Origin of the sequence: Nonomuraea sp. ZG12 (assembly GCF_052068115.1) — a bacterium.
Classification (GTDB): domain Bacteria; phylum Actinomycetota; class Actinomycetes; order Streptosporangiales; family Streptosporangiaceae; genus Nonomuraea.
The window spans coordinates 1-23886 of sequence record NZ_JBQHCW010000030.1; the positions used below are offsets into that span (position 1 = coordinate 1).

The 23886-nt window shown below is 72.1% G+C and carries 11 protein-coding genes; 8 read left to right on the plus strand and 3 right to left on the minus strand.

Annotated elements, in window-relative coordinates; genetic code table 11:
* On the plus strand, positions 1-1103 hold a 1103-nt coding region (locus ACTMTF_RS42820; RefSeq protein ID WP_441115834.1), incomplete at its 5' end, for a PP2C family protein-serine/threonine phosphatase.
* Positions 1104-1433: 330 nt separating this feature from the next.
* On the plus strand, positions 1434-1700 hold the full coding sequence (locus ACTMTF_RS42825; RefSeq protein ID WP_441115835.1) for a hypothetical protein: 267 nt from the start codon (positions 1434-1436) through the stop codon (positions 1698-1700).
* Positions 1701-1733: 33 nt separating this feature from the next.
* Here ACTMTF_RS42825 and ACTMTF_RS42830 read toward each other — a convergent pair whose 3' ends face one another.
* Complete coding sequence (locus ACTMTF_RS42830; RefSeq protein ID WP_441115836.1) at positions 1734-2414, minus strand: hypothetical protein; 681 nt, start codon at positions 2412-2414, stop codon at positions 1734-1736.
* Positions 2415-2726: 312 nt separating this feature from the next.
* Between ACTMTF_RS42830 and ACTMTF_RS42835 the strand changes: the two genes are divergently transcribed.
* Positions 2727-3827, plus strand: coding sequence for an IS110 family transposase (locus tag ACTMTF_RS42835; protein WP_441115837.1), 1101 nt, complete (start codon positions 2727-2729; stop codon positions 3825-3827).
* A 285-nt stretch (positions 3828-4112) separates the two neighbouring features.
* On the opposite strand, the gene ACTMTF_RS42840 is transcribed toward ACTMTF_RS42835, so the two are convergent.
* The gene (locus tag ACTMTF_RS42840; protein WP_441115838.1) at positions 4113-5384 is read right to left on the minus strand and encodes a cation:proton antiporter; all 1272 of its coding nucleotides are present in this window, start codon (positions 5382-5384) and stop codon (positions 4113-4115) included.
* Positions 5385-5530: 146 nt separating this feature from the next.
* Between ACTMTF_RS42840 and ACTMTF_RS42845 the strand changes: the two genes are divergently transcribed.
* From ACTMTF_RS42845 to fabD, 4 genes are read left to right on the plus strand one after another with little or no spacing between them, the layout of a single operon-like run.
* Positions 5531-6364 (plus strand): DUF6039 family protein, encoded by an 834-nt coding sequence (locus tag ACTMTF_RS42845; protein ID WP_441115839.1) that lies wholly within the window; start codon positions 5531-5533, stop codon positions 6362-6364.
* Positions 6365-6367: 3 nt separating this feature from the next.
* On the plus strand, positions 6368-7585 hold the full coding sequence (locus ACTMTF_RS42850; RefSeq protein WP_441115840.1) for a hydroxymethylglutaryl-CoA synthase family protein: 1218 nt from the start codon (positions 6368-6370) through the stop codon (positions 7583-7585).
* Positions 7576-8298, plus strand: coding sequence for an enoyl-CoA hydratase-related protein (locus ACTMTF_RS42855; protein WP_441115841.1), 723 nt, complete (start codon positions 7576-7578; stop codon positions 8296-8298). The genes ACTMTF_RS42850 and ACTMTF_RS42855 overlap by 10 nt, the downstream gene beginning before the upstream one ends.
* 15 nt (positions 8299-8313) lie before the next feature.
* Positions 8314-10509, plus strand: coding sequence for an ACP S-malonyltransferase (fabD, locus tag ACTMTF_RS42860; protein WP_441115842.1), 2196 nt, complete (start codon positions 8314-8316; stop codon positions 10507-10509).
* Here fabD and ACTMTF_RS42865 read toward each other — a convergent pair.
* On the minus strand, positions 10506-11243 hold the full coding sequence (locus tag ACTMTF_RS42865; protein WP_441115843.1) for a thioesterase II family protein: 738 nt from the start codon (positions 11241-11243) through the stop codon (positions 10506-10508). The genes fabD and ACTMTF_RS42865 overlap by 4 nt on opposite strands.
* Before the next feature lie 97 nt (positions 11244-11340).
* Between ACTMTF_RS42865 and ACTMTF_RS42870 the strand changes: the two genes are divergently transcribed.
* Positions 11341-23883 (plus strand): amino acid adenylation domain-containing protein, encoded by a 12543-nt coding sequence (locus tag ACTMTF_RS42870; protein ID WP_441115844.1) that lies wholly within the window; start codon positions 11341-11343, stop codon positions 23881-23883.
* Positions 23884-23886 lie beyond the last annotated feature (3 nt).

A 23886-nucleotide genomic window follows, 5' to 3' on the forward strand; every position in this document is an offset into this window, starting at 1 on the left:
AGGCCCAGGCCATGGCCATCTTGACCTGGAACAGCGGGCGGATGCACGTGGCCGGCTCGCGCGGCTACAGCAGCCGCCACCTGGAGGGATACCACGGACGCCCGGTGGTCCGAGCGCTCCCCTTGGCGAGCGGCAACGACGAGGGCAGAGCGGCGTTCTACACCACCTGGGAGGAACTGCGGCGGGTCTATCCCGACGCCATCTGCATCGACGACCTGGGAGCCTGGGTGCTCCTGCCGCTGGTCGCTCAGGGGCGGTCCATCGGCGCGTGTGTCCTCGCCTATGACCGTCCCCGTCAGTTCAGCGACAGCGAGCGGTCCCTTGTCACCGCACTCGGCGAGCTGATCACCCAGGCGTTCGAGCGTACCTGGCTCTACGACAACAAGCATCAGCTCGCCGAGTCCCTTCAAGCGGCTCAGCTACCGCGGGCTCTCCCCGAGCTCCCCGGCTTGGGCGTGGCCGCCCGGTACCTGCCCGCCGCCCCCGGCATGGACATCGGCGGCGACTTCTACGACCTGATCCGCCTCAGCGACACCCTGGCCGGGGCGGTGATCGGCGACGTCCAGGGCCACGACATGACCGCCGCCGCTCTCATGGGCCAGGTACGCACCGCCATCCGCGCCCACGCCACCGCCGGCGCCGACCCGGCCGAGGTACTGGCGCACACCAACCGGCTGCTCACTGAACTGTCCCCGGACCGCTTCACGAGTTGCCTGTACCTCAGCTTCGACCTGCGCCTGCGCACCGCCTCCCTGGCCAGCGCGGGCCACCTGCCGCCGGTCCTCGGCCAGCCCGGCGGCCCGGCCGAGATCATCGAAACCCCTCCCGGCCTGCTCCTCGGCATCGACCCCGACGCCGAGTACGACACCACGGTCCTGAGCGTGCCACCCGGCGCGGTCATGGCCCTCTACACCGACGGCCTCGTCGAGCGGCCCGGCGACGATCTGGGCGACTCCATCGCCGCCCTGGCCGCCCGTTTCACCCCCACGCCCGGACAGCCCCTGCCCGCCCTTGCGGATTCGCTCATCGAGCAGACCACGAACGAGCAGCGTCCGGACGACATCGCCCTCCTCCTCCTGCGAACCACCCCGACGCCCTCATGATCACGCCCGCCTGACCGCCCAGCTCACCACTGACCAGGCTGCCGCTACCACCGCCACGGCGGCCCCGGGGAATACCGATGCCTCCATCGGTCGGGGGGAGCGCGAGTTCGACGAGCTCGCCCGCCGCACCGCGTAAGGCCTCACCCGAGGTTAGCGTGCGTGCTCTTTCATCCCTCGACGGTGACCGAAGCCGGTTTGGCGCCGCCTTGCCCACACGCGGACGATTGACCGCTATTGATCTTCGCAGTGGGTATTTAGGCTGATCACTGGGGGTTTGATGTGGAGTCGCCGCGCGCGTGGTCGGTTCGGAAACGGTTGACGCTGATGTCCGTGAGCGTGATGATCATCTTGTGCGTGGGCATCAGCGCGCTGATCTTGGCAGCTGCCCGGCATGACCTTGCCAGCGAGAAGGACCGTCGCAATCATGACGCGAGCATGCGTCTTCGGCGGCTCGATCCGGTCTTCGCGGCAGCGCGCCAGCAGCGCACCGCGCAACCGATCCCGCGACATCTCCACCGGACAGATCTTGGCGGCCAGCCAGTCGGCGAGCTTATCCTCATCGCCCACCGTCGGCTCACGGAAGCCGTGAACCGATGACGGTTGCCGAGAGTCGCGGGGTGCTGGAGTCATTCATCGTCTGTGCCTGCGCATGCGTGGTGCAACGCCGGCCGACAGCCGTGCGTCCCAGCGGTGCAAGGCCGCGCTGTAGATTACGGCACGATCGATGTCACCTTCTGCCGTGCGGCCTTGCAGGGCACGGATCACGGCAGGGGATTCGCCGGCGCGTATCAGTGCATTGGCGACGCTGCGCCGCAGGACCGATGGCGAGAGGGGCCCGCTCTGCGGGATGGCTGCTTGGCGGGCGATGCGCCGCACCAACTCGCCGGTGTAAGAGGGCTGCAGTGGCGCCCAGTGGGAGGTGACGAATAGAGGTCCGCCGGCCCGTCCACGTTCGCGCAGGTAGGCGCTGAGCAGGCCGGAAACGTAGGGCCCGAGATCGTAGATGCGCTGGCGTTGCGTGCTGTCGGAGGAGCGTAGATGGAGGCGGTGGTGTGCACCCGCACGTGTAAGGTCGCGGAGCGAACTGCGCTGCAGGGCGTCGGCGCTGCAGGCCGTGCCGATCAGTAAGCCGAGCCATGCTTGCGTGCGTTTGCTTTCGTGAGTGGCGGCCCAGGCGAGCAGGTCCTGAAGATGTTCTGCCTGCAGGTAATGCTCATCGGCGGGGCGTCGGCGGGGTGGGCGTTCAATGCCAGCGAACGGATCGCACGTGGCGATGCCGCTGGCGTGGAGAAAGCTGTACCAGCAGGCCACGACCGCGATGCGCAGGCGGCGTGAGGCTGCCGATAGCCCAGCGGCGTGCGTGGCGGTGGCATACCACGAGGGCGATACTCCCAGCGCATTTGAGGACTGTGAGACTGAAGAGGTACCGCCCGCCACGCCAGGGTCTGACCCCGTTTGAGACTGGCCACTGTGCCTTGGTGATGACCTGTCGCCCTGGCCCGGGCAGTGCCGCCGGACCAGGCGCGGATGTGTCCCCATAGGGGCCTCGCCATATGCATCATCACAGTCCTGACCTCCTCGCCTGGCCGGTGACCACCACGTCCCGTGCCTGTGAGGAGATCCGTGACCCACTCCGCCGACGACCACACCGTCCCTGCCAAGGCCGATGTTCACGAGGAGATCGTGCTCGGCGTGGACACCCACGCCGACATGCACGTCGCAGCAGTGATCACCGTCATGGGCGTACTCCTCGGCACCCAGGCGTTCCCGGCCACCGCCGCCGGCTATGCGGCACTGCTGGACTGGGCGCGCGGACACGGCCGGCTGCGGCGGGCGGGGATCGAGGGCACCAGCTCGCACGGCACCGCGCTCAACCGCTACCTCCGCCGCCATGATCTGCAGATCCTGGAGGTCAACCGGCCCGATCGAGCCCGGCGGCGACGGCGCGGCAAGACCGACGCCGTCGACGCCGAGAACGCCGCGCGAGCGGTGCTGTCACAGCAGGCCACCGCCATCGCCAAGACCGGCGACGGCGCCGTCGAGATGATCCGCATGCTCAAAGTCGCCCGAGACTCGGCGATCAAGGCCCGGACCCAGGCCATCAACCAGCTGCGGGCCGTCCTGATGCGAGCCGACCCAACACTGCGCGACACGATGGCCGCTCTGGGCCCGGCCACCCTCATCCGCACCTGCGCAGACCTGCCCACCACCGAGCACCACACCATCGACGACACGGCCCGCACGGTGCTGCGCATGCTCGCCCGCCGCATCCTGGCCCTGACCGAAGAGGCCCGCGCGCATGAGCGAACGCTAGTGGCGATCATCACCGCACGCGCGCCGAAACTGCTCCAGCAGTACGGGATCGGGCCGGACACCGCCGCCGCACTGCTCATCACCGCCGGCGACAACCCCGACCGGCTCGGCAGCGAAGCCGCATTCGCCGCCCTATGCGGCGTCAACCCGATCGAGGCATCTTCCGGCAAGACCGTCCGGCACCGGCTCAACCGCGGCGGCGACCGGCGCAGCAACAGCGCCCTCTACACGATCGTCGTGACCCGCCTCGGCCGCGATGCGCGCACTCGCGCCTACGCCGAACGCCGCACCACCGAGGGCAAATCCAAGAAAGAGATCATCCGCTGCCTCAAGCGCTACGTCGCCCGCGAAGTCTTCCCCATCATCAACGAAGCACTCTCACCTGCGGATATCTCGGCCGCTGCGGCTTGACAAGCATAGGGGCGTCATCACGCTCGTCCTCCAGCTCGGCGCGCTCCTTCTCCCAGGTGGCCTTGTCCTTGGCGTGCTGCTTGTGGCGTTCTCTCTCGACGGTGGATTCAACGCCAGGCTGCGTCCGCAGGACGCGCCGGTGGCGGAGTTCGCAGGCCGCTGGACGGCCGCGACCGGATTGCTGGCCACGGCGATCGTGGTGCCTCGACAGGGAAGGCGAAGGGCGAGGATCTCCGGGGCCGACATCGTGACGACCCGGTGCGCAGGAGATGGATCTCCGCGACGTCAGGGCTCGACGAGCTGGTCCTGCGCGGCCCGGCGGAGGCGTTCCTCGCTCGTGATCTCGACGCGTCTCATCGCGATGCGGAGAGTCGGCGGGGCCATGAGAGAGGTGACGATCGCGACGACTATCACGATGGTGTACATCTCCGTGTTGATGATGCCGAGGCGCAGGCCGACCATCGCCACGATGACCTCGATGACCCCCCGGGCGTTCATGCCGGCCCCGAGCGCGAGGGCCTCCCAGCCGCTCATCCGGCTCAGCAGGGCCCCCAGGTAGGCGCCGAGGAACTTGCCGACGATGGCCACGCCCAGGACGACGCCGGACGCGGCCAGGACGGCGGGCCGGGCCAGGAGAGTGAGGTCCATGCGCAGGCCGGCCGTCGCGAAGAACAGGGGCGCGAGGACGCTGAGGACGATCGTCCGCAGCGGGGCCAGCCACCCTGCGTCGGCGTGGCCCGAGCGGCCGATGAGGGCGCCGCAGACGAACGCCCCCAAGATGGCCTCCAGGCCGAGCGCGTGCGTGCCCGCGGCCGACAGCAGCACCAGGACCACGGCGACGGCCACGGCCGGGCCGGGCTCCGCGGACCGGGTGGCGGCCCGCATCGTCCAGCGGACGAGCGGGCGGCCGATCCAGATGGCGAACGGCACGAGGGCGACGAGGGAGATCAGCGACAACACGATCTGGCCGGTGCGCACGCCGGTGGTCGCCATGGCGGAGACGATCGAGAGCATGAACCAGCCGAACGCGTCGTCCACCATTCCGGCGGTCAGGCAGAGCTGGCCGATGTTGCGGTGCAGGAGTTTCATGTCCGTCAGCGTCTTGGCGATCACGGGGATGGCGCTGACGCAGGTGGCCACGCCCAGGAACAGGGCGAAGACGGTGACGCTCGTGCTCTCGCCGAGGAGGGAGGCGGGCAGCAGGTATCCGGCGGCCACGCCGAGCACCAGGGGGATGACCAGGCCGGCGATGCTCACCTTCGCGGCGGTGGAGCCGCGCCGGCGGACGAGGCCGAAGTCGAGCTGGATGCCGGTGATGGCGACGAGCAGCAGCACGCCGACCTGGCCCACCGCGTCGAGCAGGTGGAGCTGGGTGAACCTCAGGCCGGGGGCCAGGTGGTCGAGAAGGGAAGGGCCCAGCAGCACGCCCACGGTCAGCTCGCCGACGATGGCGGGCATGCGCAGGCGCTCGGCCAGGCGGCCGAGAAGGACGGCGAGACCGAGGAGCAGGCCCAGCTGCAGTATGAAGACCAGTAGTTCGTGGGCTCCCAGAGGCATGTCAGGCACATGAGAGGCTAAGCTGATCGGGCGAGCGTCCTGCTGCTCAATATTGAGCCCGGCCCCTCCTGCCCGAGGGACGCCCCGCGAGAGGGCCTGCTCAATATTGAGCGGATGTTCCCGCGCCCGTGGGTGACATTCGGGGCATGACAAAGCCGGCGCAGTATCAGACCAGCCTGCCCCCCGACCAGCTGCTGCACTCGGGCAACGCGGGCTTGATCATCCATCGTGTGGGGATGCTGGAGTACGGCATGGCCCGCGAGGGCCGTGACTTCAGTGTCGACCTGCTCGACTACATGAACCGCGCTCAGGCCGGCGTCGCCACGACCTTCTGCTACGAGGAGGTCTTCGGTGTACGCGAGCGGCTGCACTGGTTCGTGCACATGAAGTCCCCCGAGAAGTACAGCAAGCTCCTCGACATGGTCGACCACGACGAGGCGTTCAAGGACATCTCGCTCAAGGACCGGCTGCCCAAGAAGGGCGGCGGCAACTGGGAGAAGATGTTCGTCTACGGCAGCCTGCGCGAGACGGTGATGTGCCCGCAGCACGGGTTCACCGACGACGTGCACGACGTGCCGGGCACGTTCGTGCCGCCCGCGATCCATCAGACCACGCAGAAGGAGCAGCTCAACTCGGCGACGGCCGGAGCGATCGTGTTGCGCAGCGCCGACGTGCGCTACGAGCTGCGCGAGGAGGGGCGGCAGTTCCTCTACGACTGGTCGCAGTACGTCAACGGCAACCTCGAAGGCCGGGCCACCGCCTACATCTACGAGCAGACGTGGGGTCGGCAGGACCGCATCCACGCCCTCATCCACCTGCGCGCGCTGGACGACTACCAGGCGGTGCAGGAGCTGGACCGGGGCGACGGCATGCGCAAGCAGGTCTACGACGTGGAGCGGGTGCCCGAGCGGCACGGCGGCGGGCAGTGGGACCGGCTGTTCGTGCCGACCAGCATCAACGACATCCTGATGGTGCCCTAGCCCATGGCTCTCGGGATCGAGGCGATCAACGCGTACGTCGGCAGGGCGTACACGGACGTGCGCGCCCTGTTCGACGCGCGCGGCCTGGACGTGAGCCGCTTCGACAACCTGATGATGCGGCAGCGCTCGGTCAACCTGCCCTGCGAGGACCCGGTCACCAACGCGGTGAACGCCGCCCGGCCGCTGCTGGACGCGCTCGCCCCGGAGGAGAAGGACCGGATCGAGCTGCTGGTCGTCGGCACGGAGTCGGGGCTCGACTTCGGCAAGCCGATCAGCACGTACATCCACCACCATCTGGGGCTGAACCCGGCCTGCCGGTCGTTCGAGGTCAAGCACGCCTGTTACGGCGGGACGGCCGCGCTGCAGAGCGCGGCCGCCGTCGTGGGCGCGAGCCCGATCCCCGGGGTGAAGGCGCTGGCCATCGCCACGGACGCGGCCAGCGGCACGGCGAAGTCCACCTACTGGGAGCCGTCGGAGGGCGCCGGGGCGGTGGCGATGCTGGTCGGCGAGGACGCGCGGGTGCTGCGGCTCGACGCGGGCGCCAGCGGCTACCACACCTTCGAGGTGATGGACACGGCCCGGCCGCGGCACGACACGGACACGGTCGACCCCGACCTGTCGCTGCTGGCGTACATGCGCTGCGTCGAGGAGTGCTTCGCGGTCTACGAGCAGCGGGTGACCGGGGCCGACATCGTGGACACCTTCGACTACCTGGCGCTGCACACGCCGTTCGCCGGCATGGTGAAGGGCGCGCACCGGATGTTGCTGCGCAAGCTCAAAGGGCTGGGGCCGCGCGAGATCGAGGCCGACTTCGAGGCGCGGGTCGTGCCGTCCCTGGCCTACGGGGTGCGGGTGGGCAACACCTACTCGGCCGCGCTCTACCTGGCGCTGTGCTCGCTCATCGACAACGGCGGCTTCGACGCGCCCAAGCGGGCGGGGCTGTTCTCGTACGGGTCGGGCTGCGCGTCGGAGTTCTTCAGCGGCGTGATCCCGGCTCAGGGGCGCAGCGGCATCGCCCAGGCGCTGGACGACCGGCACGAGATCACCGTCAAGGAGATGGACGCGCTGACCGAGCTGAGCGCAGACCGCGCCTTCGGGGTGCGGGACGCGGTGCTCGACCCCAAGCCGTACGGCGACCTGTACGAGGACGCCTTCGGCGGGCGCGGCCTGCTGGTGCTGGACCGCATCGCCGACTTCCACCGGGAGTACAGATGGAGCTGACGTCGGCGACGATGCGGCACAGGCTGCGGCGGCCCACGATCGACGACCGCGTCGTCAAGGAGATCGGCGCCGCCCTGGACGAGGCCGAGCGCGCGCCTGGCTGCCGCATCCTCCTGCTGGAGGGCGGGGACGGCGTCTTCTGCACCGGCATGGACCTGGAGGAGGCGGCGGGCGGCGACGTCGCGGACGGCGGCCGGGCGTTCTACGGGCTGTTGCGGCGCTTCACCGAGACGCCGGTGACGGTGGTCGCAAGGGTGGACGGCCGCGCGGCGGGCGGCGGCGTGGGACTGGCCGCGGCCAGCGACTTCGTCTTCGCCAGCGAGCGCAGCACCTTCAGCCTCCCCGAGGCGTTGTGGGGGCTGCTGCCGTGCTGCGTGTTGCCGTTCCTGATCCGGCGCACCGGCTTCCAGAAGGCGTACGCGATGACGTTGAGCACCCAGCCGGTCAGCGCGGCGGAGGCCGCCGCCTTCCACCTGGTGGACGAGGTGTCCGACGATCCGGAGGCGCTCGTGCGGCGGCTGGCGTACCGGCTGACGAAGCTGGACCGGGCGGTCGTCACGGACATGAAGCGCTACTTCCGCGAGCTGTGGATCCTCTCGGACGAGACGGAGCGGGTGGCGGTCAAGGAGTTCGGCAGGCTCATGTCCAGCCCCGAGGTGCACCAACGGCTCGTCGACTACGCGACCGAGAAGAGATTTCCCTGGGAACGCTAGAGAGGAACGCACCTGATGTCCGTCGTGTGGGTTTTCCCCGGGCAGGGGTCGCAGCGCAAGGGCATGGGGACGGGCGTCCTGGAGCGGTATCCCGATCTGTGCGCCCGCGCCGACGAGATTCTCGGCTACTCCGTCGCCGAGTTGTGCGACGACCCCGTGCGGCTGCGTGAGACCCGTTACGTGCAGCCCGCGCTCTTCACGGTCAACGCCCTGAGCTTCCTCGCCCGGAAGGATGCGGGCGGCCGGCCGGACTACCTGGCCGGGCACAGCCTGGGCGAGTACGCCGCGCTGTTCGCGGCCGGCTGCTTCGACTTCGAGACCGGACTCGGCCTGGTCAAGCGGCGGGGCGAGCTGATGTCGGCGGCGCCCGGCGGCACCATGGCCGCGGTGCTCGGGGCCGAGCCGGAACGGCTGGAGGAGCTGCTGGAGGGCACCGGCGTCGACATCGCCAACTACAACTCCCCGGAACAGGTGGTCCTCGCCGGGCCCAAGGAAGAGCTCGACTCGCTCAGCCGCGGCGCGCCCGGCAAGTGGGTGCCCCTGAGCGTGAGCGTCCCCTCGCACTCGCGCTACATGGAGCCGGCCGCCGCCGCCTTCGCCGAGGCCCTGGACGGCGTCCGCATCGCCGAGCCGCAGGCGCCCGTCATCTCCAACGTGACCGGACGCCCGTATGAGGCGGGGGAGGCGGCCGAGCTGCTGCGCCGCCAGATCTGCAACCCGGTGCGGTGGGTGGACGGCCTGCGCTACCTGATGAGCCAGGGCGTGTGCGACCTGGAGGAGATTGGCCCCGGTGACGTGCTCACCAAGCTGTGGGCGGTCACCAAGCGCCATCCGGTCGAGACGCCGGCGGCCCAGGACTCCGGGATCGCGCTCGGCTCCGCTGAGTTCCGCGCCGACTACCGCGTCCGCCACGCCTACCTGGCCGGATCGATGTTCAAGGGCATCGCCTCCGCCGACCTCGTGATCAGGATGGGCCGGGCCGGGCTGATGGGCTTCTTCGGCGCGGGCGGGCTCACCCTGGACGAGATCGACAAGGCGCTCGACAAGATCGAGAGTGCCCTCGGTGCGGACGGCGCGTACGGCGTGAACCTGCTCTACGGGTTCGACGAGGAAGGCCTGGAGCGCGAGACGGTGGACCTGCTGCTGCGGCGCGACGTCCGCCACGTCGAGGCCGCCGCCTATTCGCGCATCACCGCGCCCCTCGTGCGCTATCGCTATAGCGGCGCCCACCGTGACGCGTCCGGCCGGCCGGTCGCCGTCCGGCACGTGCTGGCCAAGGTCTCCCGGCCCGAGGTCGCGAGCGCCTTCATGCGGCCCGCGCCGCAGGCCCTCCTGGACAGGCTCGTGCGGGAGGGGGCGCTGAGCACGGCCGAGGCGGAGGTCGCCGCGGAGCTGCCGGTCAGCGCGGACGTCTGCGTCGAGGCCGACTCGGCCGGGCACACCGACGGGCGCTCGCCGTACGCGCTGATGCCCGCGATCCTGCGGCTGCGTGACGAGGAGATGGCCGCGCACGGTTACGCGAAGCGCATCAGGGTCGGCGCGTCGGGCGGGATCGGCGCCCCGGAGGCGGCCGCCGCCGCGTTCGTGCTCGGCGCCGACTTCATCGTCACCGGCAGCATCAACCAGTGCACGCCGGAGGCGGGGGCGTCCGACGCCGTCAAGGACCTGCTCGCCGGGCTCGACGTGCAGGACACCGCCTACGCCCCGGCGGGCGACATGTTCGAGATGGGCGCGCAGGTGCAGGTGGCCAGGAAGGGCACGCTCTTCCCGGCCCGGGCCAACAAGCTCTACCAGCTCTACCGCCAGTACGGCTCGCTGGAGGAGATCGACGAGAAGACCAGGCGGACGATCCAGGACAAGTTCTTCCGCCGCTCCTTCGACGAGGTGTGGGAGGAGACACGGGCCTTCCTGGCCGCGCACCGACCGGGCGAGTTGTCCCGCGCCGAGCGCGACCCCAAGCACCGGATGGCGCTCGTCTTCCGCTGGTACTTCGTCCACACGATCAGGCTGGCGCTGCGCGGCGAGGCCGGGCGGCAGGTGGACTACCAGGTCCACTGCGGCCCGGCGATGGGCGCGTTCAACCGGTGGGTCGCGGGCACGGAGCTGGCCGACTGGCGGGCCAGGCACGTGGACGTCATCGCCGACCGGCTGATGGAGGCCGCCGCCGGGCTGCTCGAAGCCCGGCTGCGCGACCTGACCAAAAACGGTTAGGGGACGTTCAGGAGGTGGCGGTTCAGGTCCTCCTGAACCGCCACCAGCACCTCGGGCCGCGGGCCCTTGAGGAAGAAGTGGTCGCCGCCGAACACGCGCAACGTGAAGCCGCCACTGGTGGCGTCGGCCCACGAGGTGATCTCGTCCGGGTCCACCTCCGGGTCGGCGTCGCCGAGCAGCGCCGAGATCGGGCAGCCCGGCCGCGTGCCGGGCAGCGGCGTGTACGACTCGTTCAGCTCGAAGTCGGCGCGCAGGCTCGGCAGGAACACCTCCAGCAGGCTGCGCTGACCCATCACCTCGGACGGCGTGCCGTTCAGCTTGCCCAGCTCGGTCAGCAGCTCGTCCTCGGACAGGTCGCTGAAGCGGCGGCGGCGCGTCGGCAGCTGCGGCGCGCGCCGCCCCGACACGAACAGCACCGCGGGTGGGAACCGGCGGGCCGTCTCCCAGGCCACGGCGGCGCCCATGCTGTGCCCGAACAGCGCGAAGGGCCGGTCGGTGTACGGCTCGATGGCCTCCGACAGCGGTCCCATGAGCTGCTCCATGCGGTTGTAGGGCCGCTCGCGGATGCGCGACTCGCGCCCCGGCAGCACCACGGGGCAGACGTCGATCTCCGGCGACAGGTGCTCGTCCCAGTTACGGAACAGCGCCGACCCGCCTCCCGCGTGCGCGAAGCAGAACAGTCTGATCCGGGCGTCGGCTCTGGGCTCTCCGCCCGCTATCCAGGAATCAGGCATGGTCCGAAAGCTACGGCGATCGCCTCTCGGTGCCTGCTCAGTCTTGAGCAGGCAGGGCCCGGCCTTCTCACTAGCGTCGCAGAGACGGAGGAGGCTTATGGAGCACAACGAGCGCGTGACGGAGGCGGTCATCCGCCTGCTGGCCGAGGCGCTGCCCGGCGGCGCGGACCTGACCCCCGACGCTTCACTCAAGGACAGCGGACTCGACTCGATCTCCGCGGTACGGGTGTGGTTCGAGATCCAGCGGGAATTCTCGCTGGACTTCCCCGTCGACCGGCTGGGCGAATGCGCGACGCCGGCGCAGCTGGCCGAGCGGATCGCCGAGCTGGCCGGGACGGAGACGAACACCGCCCCGGCCGGCCCAGTGATCAGCGCGGCCCCCGGCGAGCGGTACGAGCCGTTCCCCCTGACGCCTCTGCAGCAGGCCTACGTCATGGGCGCGGACGAGGACGTCACTCCCGACCCGGTCGGCTGCCAGGTCTACCGGGAGTTCGAGGTGCCCGACGTCGACGCCGCACGCCTGCGCGAAGCCTGGCAGCGCGTCGTCGACCACCACGACGCCCTGCGCCTGGAGCTGGGCGAGGACGGCACCCAGCGGGTGCTGGAGCGGGCTCCCTCGTGGGAGCTGCCGGTGGACGAGCCCGGCGCCCGCGAGCGCCTCGCGCACCGGCGCTACGAGCCCGGCGTCTGGCCGCCGTTCGCCGTCGAGGTCACCACCCCCCGGACCGTGCACTTCAGCATCGACGCGAGCGTGACCGACGGGCGCGGGCTCGACGTGCTCCTGCGCGACTGGTGGCGCTGCTACCGCGACCCCGGCCATCGCCTCGAGGACGCCGGCCACTCCGTCCGCGACTGCCTGGGCGCGCTGGACGCGCACCGGCAGGGCGCCCGCTACCAGGAGGACCTGGACTACTGGCGGGAGCGCCTGGCGGACCTGCCGCCCGGACCCGCCGCCGGCGTGCCGGACGGGTCGCCGCGCTCCGCGCTGACCGGCTCGCTGAGCGTCGCCCAGTGGCGCGCCCTGCGCGTCAGGGCGGCCGAGCTGGACGTCTCGCCGACCGCCCTGGTGCTGACCCTGTTCGCCGAGACGGTCGGCAGGGGCGAGGACTGCTCCCTGGCCGTCACCACGACCGGCCGCGCGTGGCTGCCGCGCGAGGTGGACGAGGTCGTCGGGCCGTTCACCGGCACCGCCGTGTTCGCCGCCGAGAGCACGCTCGGCGACCCGCTGGAGGAGGCGGCCCAGGAGGTGCACCGGCGGCTGTGGCGCGACCTCGGCCACGCGGCCGTCCCCGGCGTGACCGTCATGCGCGAGCTGCGCGAGCGCACCGCGCTGCCCGTCGTCTTCACCAGCCTGCTGGACGCCCGGCCCGACGAGGCCGTGCCGCCGGTGTCGTACGCGCTCAGTCAGACCTCCGGCGTCGCGCTCGACCACCAGATGTGGGAGTGCGACGGCGAGCTGCGGATGCGCTGGGACATCGTGCCCGGCTGCTTCGCGCCCGGCGAGCCGGAGACCCTGTTCGCCCGTTTCACCAACGCGCTGCGTGCCCTGTGCGCCGACGCCGGCGAGGGGGAGATCCGGCCGCTCAACGAGCTGCAGAAGGCGTACTACGTGGCCCGTGCGGCCGGTTCGTGCCGATACGACGGTTGCCACGTCTACCACAGCTTCCACGTCCGCGATCTGGACCGGGACCGGCTCGAGGCCGCCTGGCTGCGGCTGGTGGCCGCCTATGACGCGCTGCGCTCGGAGGTCACGCACGACGGGACGCTGCGGGTCAGGCCGCACGCGCCAGAGAGCTGGAGCATTCCCGAGACCCCCGAGGTCGAGGTCGAGGAGATGGCGGGACGGGCCTTCCCGCTGGGCCGCTGGCCGCAGTGGGAGCTGCGGGTCAGCGGCGAGACGGTGCACGCGGCCGTCGACCTCACCGTGCTCGACGGGCGGAGCATCCACATCGTCCTGCGCGAGCTGTTCAGGCTCTACGCCGACCCCTCCGCCGAGCCGAGCCTGCCGCAGGAGCGCCCGCCTGCGGACTCGGGCGAGTCGCGCCCATCGGGGGAGCGTTCGCCTGCGGACTCCGATGAGGCCGGGTACTGGACCGAGCGGTTCCGTGATCTGCCGCCGGGACCCGAGGTGCCCACCACGCCCACCCGCCGCGTCCGGCTGAGCGGCAGCGTCGCCGCGGTCTCCGACGAGGCCGTCTTCGCCGCCCTGACCGGGGCGCTGGGCAGACGTTTCACCGACTCGTTCAGCGTGTCCGTGGTGCGCTGGACCGCCGAGTCCGAGCCGCTGCGCCCCGGCGAGTTCACCGCGCTGAGCTGGGTCACCGACGAGGAGTCCTACCCCGACCGGATCGAGGCCGACGCCGCGAACGGCGCTCTGACCGGCCTGGCCACGCTGCGCGGTCACGTCATGAAGGAGCGCCGCCACCGCGCCTACGCCTTCCCCGTCGTCTACACCAGCACCCTCGACCTGACCGCGTACCCGCTGCCCGACGGCGTCGAGGCCGGGCCGTGGATGACCTACACCCCGGACGTCGCGCTCGACTGCATCGTCATCAGGGAGGGCGACCGGCTGCACTACCACTGGGACGCGCTGGAGCCGGAATTCCCCGACCTCGCCGACCTGTTCGCGGCCTTCGAGGACCGGCTGCGCCCGGCGCACCGGCTGTTCGAGCGGCAGGCCGCCGCCCGCCCTGACGCCGTCGCGCTGCGGCACGCCGGCGGGACCATGACGTACGGGGAGCTGAACCGCCGGGCCAACTCCGCCGCCTGGCGGCTGAAGGAGCTGGACGTGGGGCCGGGGACGGTGGTCGGCGTGCGCCTGTGCCGCGGGCCGGACATGGTGGCCGCCGTCCTCGGGATACTCAAGGCGGGCGGCGCCTACCTGCCCGTCGAGCCGTCGCTGCCGGACGAGCGGGCGGCCGTCATGCTGGACGACGCAGCCGCCGGGATCGTGCTCACCTGCCCGGGGACCCCCGGCTGGACGGTGCCCCAGAGCGTGCGCACCGTCGAGCTGGACGTCGAACCGGACACCGACGCGGACGCGGACGACTGCGGCGACCCACCCCTCGTGAACACCGTGGACGACCTCGCCTACGTGATCTTCACCTCGGGCAGCACGGGCAAGCCCAAGGGCGTCGAGGTCAGCCACCGGCCGCTGCTCAACCTGCTCGACTGGTGCTACCGCACCTTCGACTTCGACGCCTCCGACGTCGGGCTCTGCGTCACCTCGCTCGGCTTCGACCTGTCGGTCTTCGACATCTTCGGCCTGCTCGGCCGGGGCGCCTCGCTCTACATCGCCGACGAGGGGCAGCAGCGCGACCCCGAGCTGCTGCTGGACATCCTGATCGACGAGCCCATCACGTTCTGGAACTCCGCGCCCACCACGCTCAACCAGCTCGCCCCGCTGCTCGCCGACCTGCAGGGCCACGAGGGCACCGGCGACCTGCGGCTGGTCTTCCTCAGCGGCGACTACACGCCGCTGCCGCTGCCGGACGCGGTGCGCGCGACCTTCCCACGGGCGCGGGTGGTCAGCCTGGGCGGTGCCACCGAGGCCACCGTCTGGTCGAACTGGTTCGAGGTGGGGGAGATCGACCCGTCGTGGCGGAGCATCCCGTACGGCCGGCCGATCGACGACGCCCTCTACTACATCCTCGACGAGAACCGGCGGCCCTGCCCCGAGGGTGTGGAAGGCGACCTGTTCATCGGCGGCGGCTGCCTGAGCCTCGGCTACCGCAACCAGCCCGAGCTGACCGCCGAGCGGTTCGTGCCCGACCCGTTCGCGGGCGGGCGCATGTACATGACCGGCGACCGGGCCGCCCTGCTGCCCGACGGGAACATCACGTTCCTCGGACGGGCCGACAACCAGGTCAAGATCCGCGGTTTCCGGGTCGAGCTGGGCGAGATCGAGCACCGGCTGCGGCAGCACCCGGGCGTGCGGGACGTCGTCGTCCTGGCCCGCGACGACCGCTCCGGCGAGCGGAAGCTGGTCGCGTACGTGGTGGCCGACGGTGCGGAGCCCGACGTCGGGGAGTTGCGCGGACACGCGGCCGAGACGCTGCCGCCGTACATGGTGCCCAACCATGTGGCGTTCGTGACCACGTTCCCGGCCACCTCCAACGGCAAGCTGGACCGTGACGCACTCCCGTGGCCCCTCGCCGAGCGCACCTCTGACCCCGTTCCCAAAGGCGCTCCCGACCCCGTTCCCGAGCGCACCTCTGACCCCGTTCCCGCTCCCGCTCCCGAGCCCGCTGCCGACCCCGCTCCCGAGGTGGTGGGGCAGGCGGTGGCGGAGATCGCGGAGCTGTTCGCCGAGTTGCTCGGCGTCGAGGAGGTCGATCCCGGGCAGGACCTCTGGGACCAGGGCGTCACCTCCTTCACCATGGTCCAGGTCTCGAAGGCGCTGCGGAAGCGGTACGACAAGCGCGTCCCCGTGGCGCTGCTGCTGGAGAACCCGACCGTCACCGGCATCGCCGCGATGGCCGCCGGCTCCGGCGAACCACCCGCCGAGAAGCGACCCGCCGAGAGGCCACCTACTGAGAAGCGACCCGCTGAGGTGCCCGCCGCCAAGGAGCCCGCGCGGCCCGCTGCCGGGGAGCCGGTGCGGACGGCCGAAGTGCCTGCCGCCGAGGTCAGCGAGCCGGGTGAGGTCGACTTCTTCTCGGCCGAGGACCGGGAGGCGTTCAAGGCCGGTCGGTGGAACCTGCGCCCTCTGGAGCCGGACGCCAGCCTCATCCGGCTGGACCGGATCGACGTGCCCGAGGAGCACTTCTCGTGGCGGGCCAGCGTGCGCGACTTCGAGCCCGGCTCCCTGCCGTACCGGTCACTGTGCCGGCTGCTCAGCCTGCTGCGCGAGCGGCGGCTCGGCGACCGCGAGCGCCACCTGTACCCGTCTGCCGGAGACACCTACGCGGTGCAGGCGTATCTGCACGTCACCAGGGGCGCGATCGACGGCGTCGCCGAGGGCATCTACTACTACAACCCGACCGAGCACGCGCTCCAGCTGGTGAACGGCCGCCCCGAGATCGACCGCTCGGCGCACTTCGTCTACAACCGCGACCTGTACGACCGCGCCGGCTTCAGCCTCTACCTGATCGGCCAGGTCAAGGGCATCGAGCCGCTGTACGGCGAGCAGAGCCTGCGATACCTGACCCTGGAGGCGGGTTACCTCGGGCAACTGCTGATGACCGGCCAGGCGGCCTGCGGCATCGGGCTCTGCCCCATCGGCGAGGTGGCCTTCGACCGCGTCCGCGCCCAGTTCGACCTCGACGACGGACACCACTTCCTGCAGGCGTTCCTGGGCGGCCCCGCCGAGTACGCGACCCACGACGCCGCACCGGTGTTCTCCGCTCCGCAAACCGAACCCACCCCGCGAACCGAGCCCGCACTGCAAACCGACCCAGCGCCGCGGACCGACCCAGCGCCGCGGACCGACCCAGCGCCGCGGACCGAGCCCGCGCCTGAGATGGAGCCGGTCGGACTCGCCGTGATCGGCATGGCGGGGCGCTACCCCGGCGCCGACGACCTGGACGGCTTCTGGCGCAACCTCCGCACCGGCACCCGCAGCATCGGCCCGAACGCCAGAGGTGAGCGGCCCGGCGGCTACCTGGAGCACATCGACCGCTTCGACAGCCTGCTCTTCCACGTCTCGCCGAAGGAGGCCGCGACGCTCGACCCGCAGCTCCGGCTGTTGCTGCACAGCGTCTGGGAGTGCCTGGAGCATGCCGGGCACACCCCTGCCTCGCTGCACAGGAGTGCCCCCAGGGTGGGCGTCTTCGTCGGCTCGATGTGGCACGACTACCAGCACGCGGGCGCCGCCGCCTGGCGCGCGGGCGGCCCGGCGGTGGTCTCGGCGACCGCCTCCGACATGGTCAACCGCGTCTCGTACTTCTTCGGCTTCACCGGGCCGAGCATCGCCGTGGACACTTCGTGCTCCTCCACGCTGACCGCCCTGCACCTGGCCGCCCAGGCCATCCGCGCGGGTGACTGCGACGCGGCCGTGGTCGCGGGCGTCAACTTGCTCGCCGACCCCTATCACGCCGGGCTGCTGGCCGGGCTCGACCTGCTGGCCGAGGAGAGCGGAGCCGCCGCCTTCGACGCCGACCGCCCGGGCTGGACCGTGGGCGAGGGCGTCGGCTCCTTCCTGCTGCGCCCCGTCGCGGACGCCGTGCGGGAGGGAGATGCCGTCCACGGTGTGGTCGAGGCCACCTGGGTCGCGCACACCGGGCGCAGCGGGCGCTTCACCGCGCCGAGCGCCGACGCCATGGCCGAGTCCATGCGCCGTACCCTAGAGCGGGCCGGTGCCGGGCCCGACGACGTCTGCTACGTCGAGTGCGCGGCGGCCGGCGCATCCCTGGCCGACGCGGCCGAGGCGGAGGCGCTCACCGAGGTCTTCGCCGGGCGCGCCGAGCCTGTCGCGGCGGGCACGCTCAAGCCGAACATCGGCCATCTCGAAGCCGCCTCGGGCGCCTCCCAGCTCGCCAAGGTGCTGCTGCAGATCCGGCACGCACGGCTGGCGCCCACCCTCCTCGCGGAGCCGCCCACCGACGCGGTCACCGTGCCCGAACAGCCCCGGCCGTGGACCGGCGAGCGGCGGCGGGCACTGATCAACGCCTTCGGGGCGACCGGGACGCACGCGCACGCCGTCGTACGCGCGCCCCTTCCAGAGGAGTCCCAGGGGACTCCTCTCGACGACGGCCGAGAGCACGCCGTGCTGGTGTCCGCCGCGACCGGGAAGCAGCTCGTGGCCGCCACGCGCCGGCTCGCCGAGGCAGGGGAGCCGGCGCTGAGCCGCGTCGCCTACACCACCCAGACCGGACGCGCCGCCCTGGCGCACCGGCTCGCCGTCGTCTGCCGCGACGTGGAGGGGCTACGGGAGGGGCTGGAGGCGTTCGCGGCAGGCAAGGCGCACGCGTCCGTGCTCACAGGCGACGCCGACCAGCTCACCGGCGACCTCGGCGCGCCCGGTCACGCCGGTCATCCTGGCCAGCCCGGCCACCCTGGCCGGCCTGCCCCCGGCGGGGCCGCCGACCCGGAGGCGACGGACACTCGGACGGAGGCCGAAGCGGCCGCCGCTTGGGTGTCCGGACAGGAGGTGGACTGGGAGCGGTTCTGGCCACAGGTTCCCGGGCGGGTGGCCCTGCCCGCCTATCCGTTCGCGGCCGAGCCTTACTGGATCGGGCGGACTGAGCCGGTCGCACCTCAGGTCGGCACGGACGAGATGGAGGAGTACCTCAAGGGCGTCTACTCCGAGGTCTCCGGTATCGACGTGGACCGGCTGGGCGTGCGCGTGCCGCTGGAGCAGTACGGGCTGACCTCGTACCAGATCGGCCAGCTCAACGCGCGGCTGGAACGCGACCTGGGCGAGCGGTCCCGGACGCTCTTCTTCGAACACAGCGACCTCGCCGGCGTCGCCGCCGCGCTGTCCGCCCGAGCGCCCGCTCCGCGGGCCCTTGAGCCCGAACGCCCCGCACCGGATGGCCGCGCACCGGATGCCCCCGCACCGAACGGTCGCGCGACGGATGGCCGCGCGCTGGGCGGTCGGGCGCCGGATGGCCGCGTACTGGATGACGGCGGCGCGATCGCCGTGATCGGGATCGCCGGGCGTTACCCCGACGCCCCCGACCTGGCGGCGTTCTGGGAGAACCTGGCCGCCGGGCGGCACTCGCTCTCCCGCGTCCCGGACGGCCGGACCCGTGACGGCTGGCCGGTGGACCTGATGTGGGGCGGCTTCCTCGACGGCGTGACCGACTTCGACCCGCTGTTGTTCGGCATCACCCCGCGCGACGCGGCCCTCATCGACCCGCAGGAGCGCATCTTCCTCGAGGTCGCCTGGGAGGTGCTGGAGGACGCGGGCTACCCGCGCACCCGGCTGCGCGACCGGCACGGATCGAGCGTGGCCGTCTACGCGGGCGTGATGTACAACGAGTACCCCTTCTTCGGCGTCGAGCAGAGCCTGCGCGGCACGCCCCAGGACACCGGCGCGACCCCGGGCGGCGTGGCCAACCGCGTCTCGTACCACCTGGACCTCAAGGGGCCCAGCATGTCGATCGACACGATGTGCTCGTCCTCCCTGGCCGCGTTGCACCTCGCGGTCCGGTCGTTGCGCCAGGGGGAGTGCGAGCTGGCGATCGCCGGCGGCGTGAATCTCAACCTGCACCCGAACAAGTTCATCCAGCACGCCCGCATGCGGCTGACCGCCGGCGACCGGCGCTGCCACAGCTTCGGGGCGGGCGGCGACGGCTTCGTGCCCGCCGAGGGCGCCGGGGCCGTCCTGCTCAAGCCGCTGTCCAAGGCGAAGGCGGACGGCGACAGGATCCACGCCGTGATCAGGGGCACCGCCGTGGTGCACTCCGGCCGGACCAACGGCTGGGTGGTGCCCAGCCCGGTCGAGGAGGGCGACCTGGTGGCCCGCGCGCTCGCCGACGCGGGGGTGGACCCTGTCGGCATCGGCTACCTGGAATGCCACGGCGCGGGCACCGCGCTCGGCGACCCCATCGAGATCAACGCCCTCATGCGGGTGTTCGGGCATGCGGGGCTGGCCCCGGGGAGCATCCCGATCGGGTCGGTCAAGTCCAATCTCGGGCACGTCGAGTCGGGCGCCGGGATCGCCGGGCTCACCAAGATCGTGCTGCAGCTGCGGCACCGGCGGCTCGTGCCCTCCCTGCACGCCGACGAGCTCAACCCGAACATCGACTGGGACGAGATCCCCTTTCGGGTGCAGCGTGAGACGGCCGACTGGCCCGAGGGGCCCGGCGGCGCGCCCCGGCGGGCGGGCATCAGCTCGTTCGGTGCCGGCGGGACGATCGCGCACGCGGTGATCGAAGAACCGCCGCCCACCGAGACCGGTACGTCTGCAGCGACTGGTACGCGTGCAGCGACTGGCACGGATGCAGCTACGGGTACGCCCGCTACAACTGGCACGTTCGCCGAGACCGGCATGCTCTCCGGAGGACCGCAGCTGATCGTGCTGTCCGCCCACGACGAGAAGCGGCTGCGCGCCATGGCCGGTCGGCTGGCCGGGCACCTGCGCGCGACGCCCGAGAGCCTTACCGACGTCGCCCACACGCTCCAGATCGGACGGGAGCCGCTGCGCGAGCGGCTCGCGCTGGTCGTCTCCGAGGTGGGGGAGCTGTGCGAGCGGCTGGAGCGGTTCGCCCGGTCGGAGCCCGCCGATGTGCTGCGGGGCCGCGTCCGGGCGGGCGACCAGCCGGGCGCGCGGCCCGGCGACCCGGCCGACCTGCCGGCCGTGGGGCTCGCCGGTCCGGCCGACCTGGCGGCTACGCGGCCCACCGGTCTGGCTGAGCTGGCGGAGCTGGGGCGGCACTGGGTGACCGGCGGGCACGTGGACTGGACGCCTCCCGCAGGCGCGCGTCTGGTGGGGCTGCCGTCGTACCCGTTCGACCGGATGCGCTGCTGGCCTTTCGCGGCCGCCTCCGAGCCTGTGTCCGGGGTCGTCTCCGCGCCGGTCGTGGCCGAGACGCCGCTCTTCGAGCGGACCTGGACGGCGTGTGAGCAGCCTGCGCACGACCCGGGAACGCTCGGCGGCGGGACCGTGGTGTGCCTGTTCAACGACGCCTCGGAGGAGCTCGCGCGGTCACTCGGCGAGCAGGTCGTGCTCGTACGCGAGGGGGAGCCGGTCCCGGAGGAGTTCGACGGCTGGATCGACTTGTGCGACCTGGGCGATGCGCGCCCAGGACACGAGCTGGAACGGCTCGCGACCCTTCAGGATGCCCTGGCCCGACGCCGTCCGCTGACGGTCCTGCACGTCACCAGCGGTCTGCTGGACCTCGACGGAGCCCGGCCGAGCCTGGCCGGGGCGCGGAAGGCGGGCTTCGTGCGGATGCTCGCCGCCGAGTACCCGTCGGTCACGGCCACGGTGCTGGACAGCGACCGGCCCTGCGCGGGGCAGATCCGCGCGGAGTGGGCGGCCACCGAGCCCTATGGGGAGGTCTGCTACCGAGACGGCGAGCGGTACCGCCCCGACCTGCGCGAGCTGCCCGCACCGTACGCGGAGCCGGATCTCGACCCCGAGGCCGTCTACGTCGTGAGCGGCGGCACCAGAGGCCTGGGCGCGCTGGTGGCCCGCCACCTGGCCGCACGCGGCGCGCGCCAGCTCGCCCTGCTCGGCGTGCGGCCGCTGCCGCCTCGCGACCGATGGGACGGCTCCGGCGAGGAGGCCGTCGCCACCGTCCTCGACCTGGAGCGCATGGGCGCCCGGGTGGCCGTGCACAGCGGGCCGTTGTCCGAGCGCGCCGAGCTGACCGCCTTCCTGGACGGCGTGCGGCGCGAGCTGGGACCGATCGGCGGCGTCGTGCACTGCGCCGGACGCTCCAGCCAGGGCCGTCCGTCGCTGGCCCATAAGGCCCAGGACGACCTCCGCACCGTGCTCGCGCCCAAGGCCGACGGCCTGGAGGCGCTGGACGAGGCGTGCGCCGGGAACCGCCCCGCCTTCTTCGTCACCTTCTCCTCCGTCTGCGCCGCCGTGCCCGTGCTGGCCGCCGGGGTGGCGGACTACGCGGCCGCCAACACCTTCCTCGACCTGTACACCGGGGTCAGGCGGCGGGCCGGGCGGCCCGAGTTCCGCTCGGTCAACTGGCCGCAGTGGCACGAGTCCGGCGGGGCGCGCGGGAAGCCGAACGTCTGCGAGCCCGTCGGGATCGCGGCGCTCGGCGACCGGGACGGGCTGCGGGTGCTGGACCGGGTGATCGGGCTCGCGCGCGGCGCGACCGTGCTGCCGTGCCCGCCCGCCGGCGCGGCCGTGGACATGCCGGCGCTGATCAGACTGCCCGAGCGGGCGGAACGCCGTCCGGTTCCCGAGCCCGCGCATGCTGAGGGGCCCGACTGGCTGGCCGTCCTGTTCTCCGAGACGATCGGCATCCCCGTGGACGCGCTGGACCCGACGGCGGAGTTCGGGGACCTCGGTGTCGAGTCGGTGATGCTGGCCGAGCTGGTGCAGCGGATCGAGGAGCGGCTGGGGGAGAGCCTCGAGCCGTCCCTGCTGCTGGACCACCCGACGCTGGAGGAGCTCCGCGAGCGCCTCGGCGTCCCCGCCCAGGACGCCGCGCGGCCCGCGCCGGAGCCCGCTTCCGGGTCTGCGCCGGAGCCCGCTCCGGAACCCGCTTCGGGGGCTGCGCAGAGCCCTGCGCAGGGGGCTGAGCAGGGGGCTGTTTCGGAGCCCGTTGCCTCGATGCCCGTCGAGGCGCGTGAGCGGCCCGGGCCCGATGATCGCCGGATCGCGATCATCGGGATGGCCTGCCGGCTGCCCGGCGCCCCCGACGTGGCCGCCTTCTGGCGGAACCTGACCGCGGGCCGGTGCGACGTGCGCGAGGTGCCCGTCTCCCGCTGGGACCACCGCGAGCTGTACCGCCCCGAGCCCGCGCTCGGACACAGCATCAGCAAGTGGGGCGGGTTCGTCGACGGCATCGAGGACTTCGACAATGACTACTTCGAGATGAGCGAGGACGAGGCCCGTGCCCTGGACCCGGCCATCCGCATGTTCCTGGAGTGCTGCGCGGCCTGCCTCGCCGACGCCGGCTACGAGCCCGGCGAGCTGCGCGGACGCCGGGCCGGCGTGTTCGCGGGGGCTCGCATGTCCGACTACGGGCGGCGGGTCGGCGTCCGGCCCGGCGGGCTCGCCTCCGACCAGAACTTCATCGCGGCCAGGGTCGCCCACCACTTCGACCTGCGCGGCCCCAACCTCGTCGTGGACAGCGCCTGCTCGTCCTCCCTGGTCGGCGTGCAGCTGGCCGCGCAGAGCCTGCTCGCCGGCGAGGCCGAGGTGGCCCTGGCGGGCGGGGTGGAGGTGCTCCTGGATGAGAACGACTACCTGCAGCTCAGCGCGGCCAAGGCGCTGTCGCCCACCGGCCGGTGCCACACCTTCGACGAACGTGCCGACGGGTTCGTCCCCGGCGAGGGATGCGGGGTCGTCCTGCTCAAGCCGCTGCGCGCGGCCCTGGCCGACGGCGACCGGGTGCACGCGGTCATCGAGGCGGTCGCCGTGAACAACGACGGCCACACCATGGGCGTCACCACGCCCAATCCCGAGGCGCAGGCCGACGTGGTCCGCCGTGCCCTCGCGGCGTCCGGGCGTACGCCGCGCGAGATCGGCCTGGTGGAGGCGCACGGCACGGGCACGCTCATCGGCGACCCCATCGAGCTGCGCGCCCTGACGCGGGTGTTCGGCGAGGGCGCCGGCGACCCGGGGACGTGCGCGATCGGGAGCGTGAAGACCAATATCGGGCACACGCTGAGCGCGGCCGGGATCGCCGGTCTGCTCAAGGCGGCGCTGGCCGTCGAGCACGGGCAGATCCCACCGACGCTGTCCTGCGAGCGGCCCAACCCGCGCTTCGACTTCGGCGCATCGCCCTTCGAGCCCGCCACCGAGCTGCGGGACTGGCCTTCGCCGCGGGTCGCGGGCGTGAGCTCGTTCGGGCTCGGCGGCACCAACGCGCACCTCGTGCTGAGCGAGCTCGATCCGCGGCTTCGCGCGACGCCGGAGCGTGAGCCCGCCCCCGCGCCGGTCTTCCGGCACAGGCGGCTGTGGCTGGATCGGGATCCCGCCCCGGCTCCCCGCCACGATCTCAGCTCGCCGGACGACGCCAGCTCACTGCTCGACCTGGACATCACCATGGGGAGGCGCTGACTT

Excerpts from the sequence above, each read along its gene's own strand:
- ACTMTF_RS42840 (WP_441115838.1), bottom strand. The coding sequence starts at position 5,384 with ATGCCTCTGGGAGCCCACGAACTACTGGTCTTCATACTGCAGCTGGGC.
- ACTMTF_RS42845 (WP_441115839.1), top strand. The coding sequence starts at position 5,531 with ATGACAAAGCCGGCGCAGTATCAGACCAGCCTGCCCCCCGACCAGCTG.
- ACTMTF_RS42850 (WP_441115840.1), top strand. The coding sequence starts at position 6,368 with ATGGCTCTCGGGATCGAGGCGATCAACGCGTACGTCGGCAGGGCGTAC.
- ACTMTF_RS42855 (WP_441115841.1), top strand. The coding sequence starts at position 7,576 with ATGGAGCTGACGTCGGCGACGATGCGGCACAGGCTGCGGCGGCCCACG.
- fabD (WP_441115842.1), top strand. The coding sequence starts at position 8,314 with ATGTCCGTCGTGTGGGTTTTCCCCGGGCAGGGGTCGCAGCGCAAGGGC.
- ACTMTF_RS42865 (WP_441115843.1), bottom strand. The coding sequence starts at position 11,243 with ATGCCTGATTCCTGGATAGCGGGCGGAGAGCCCAGAGCCGACGCCCGG.
- ACTMTF_RS42870 (WP_441115844.1), top strand. The coding sequence starts at position 11,341 with ATGGAGCACAACGAGCGCGTGACGGAGGCGGTCATCCGCCTGCTGGCC.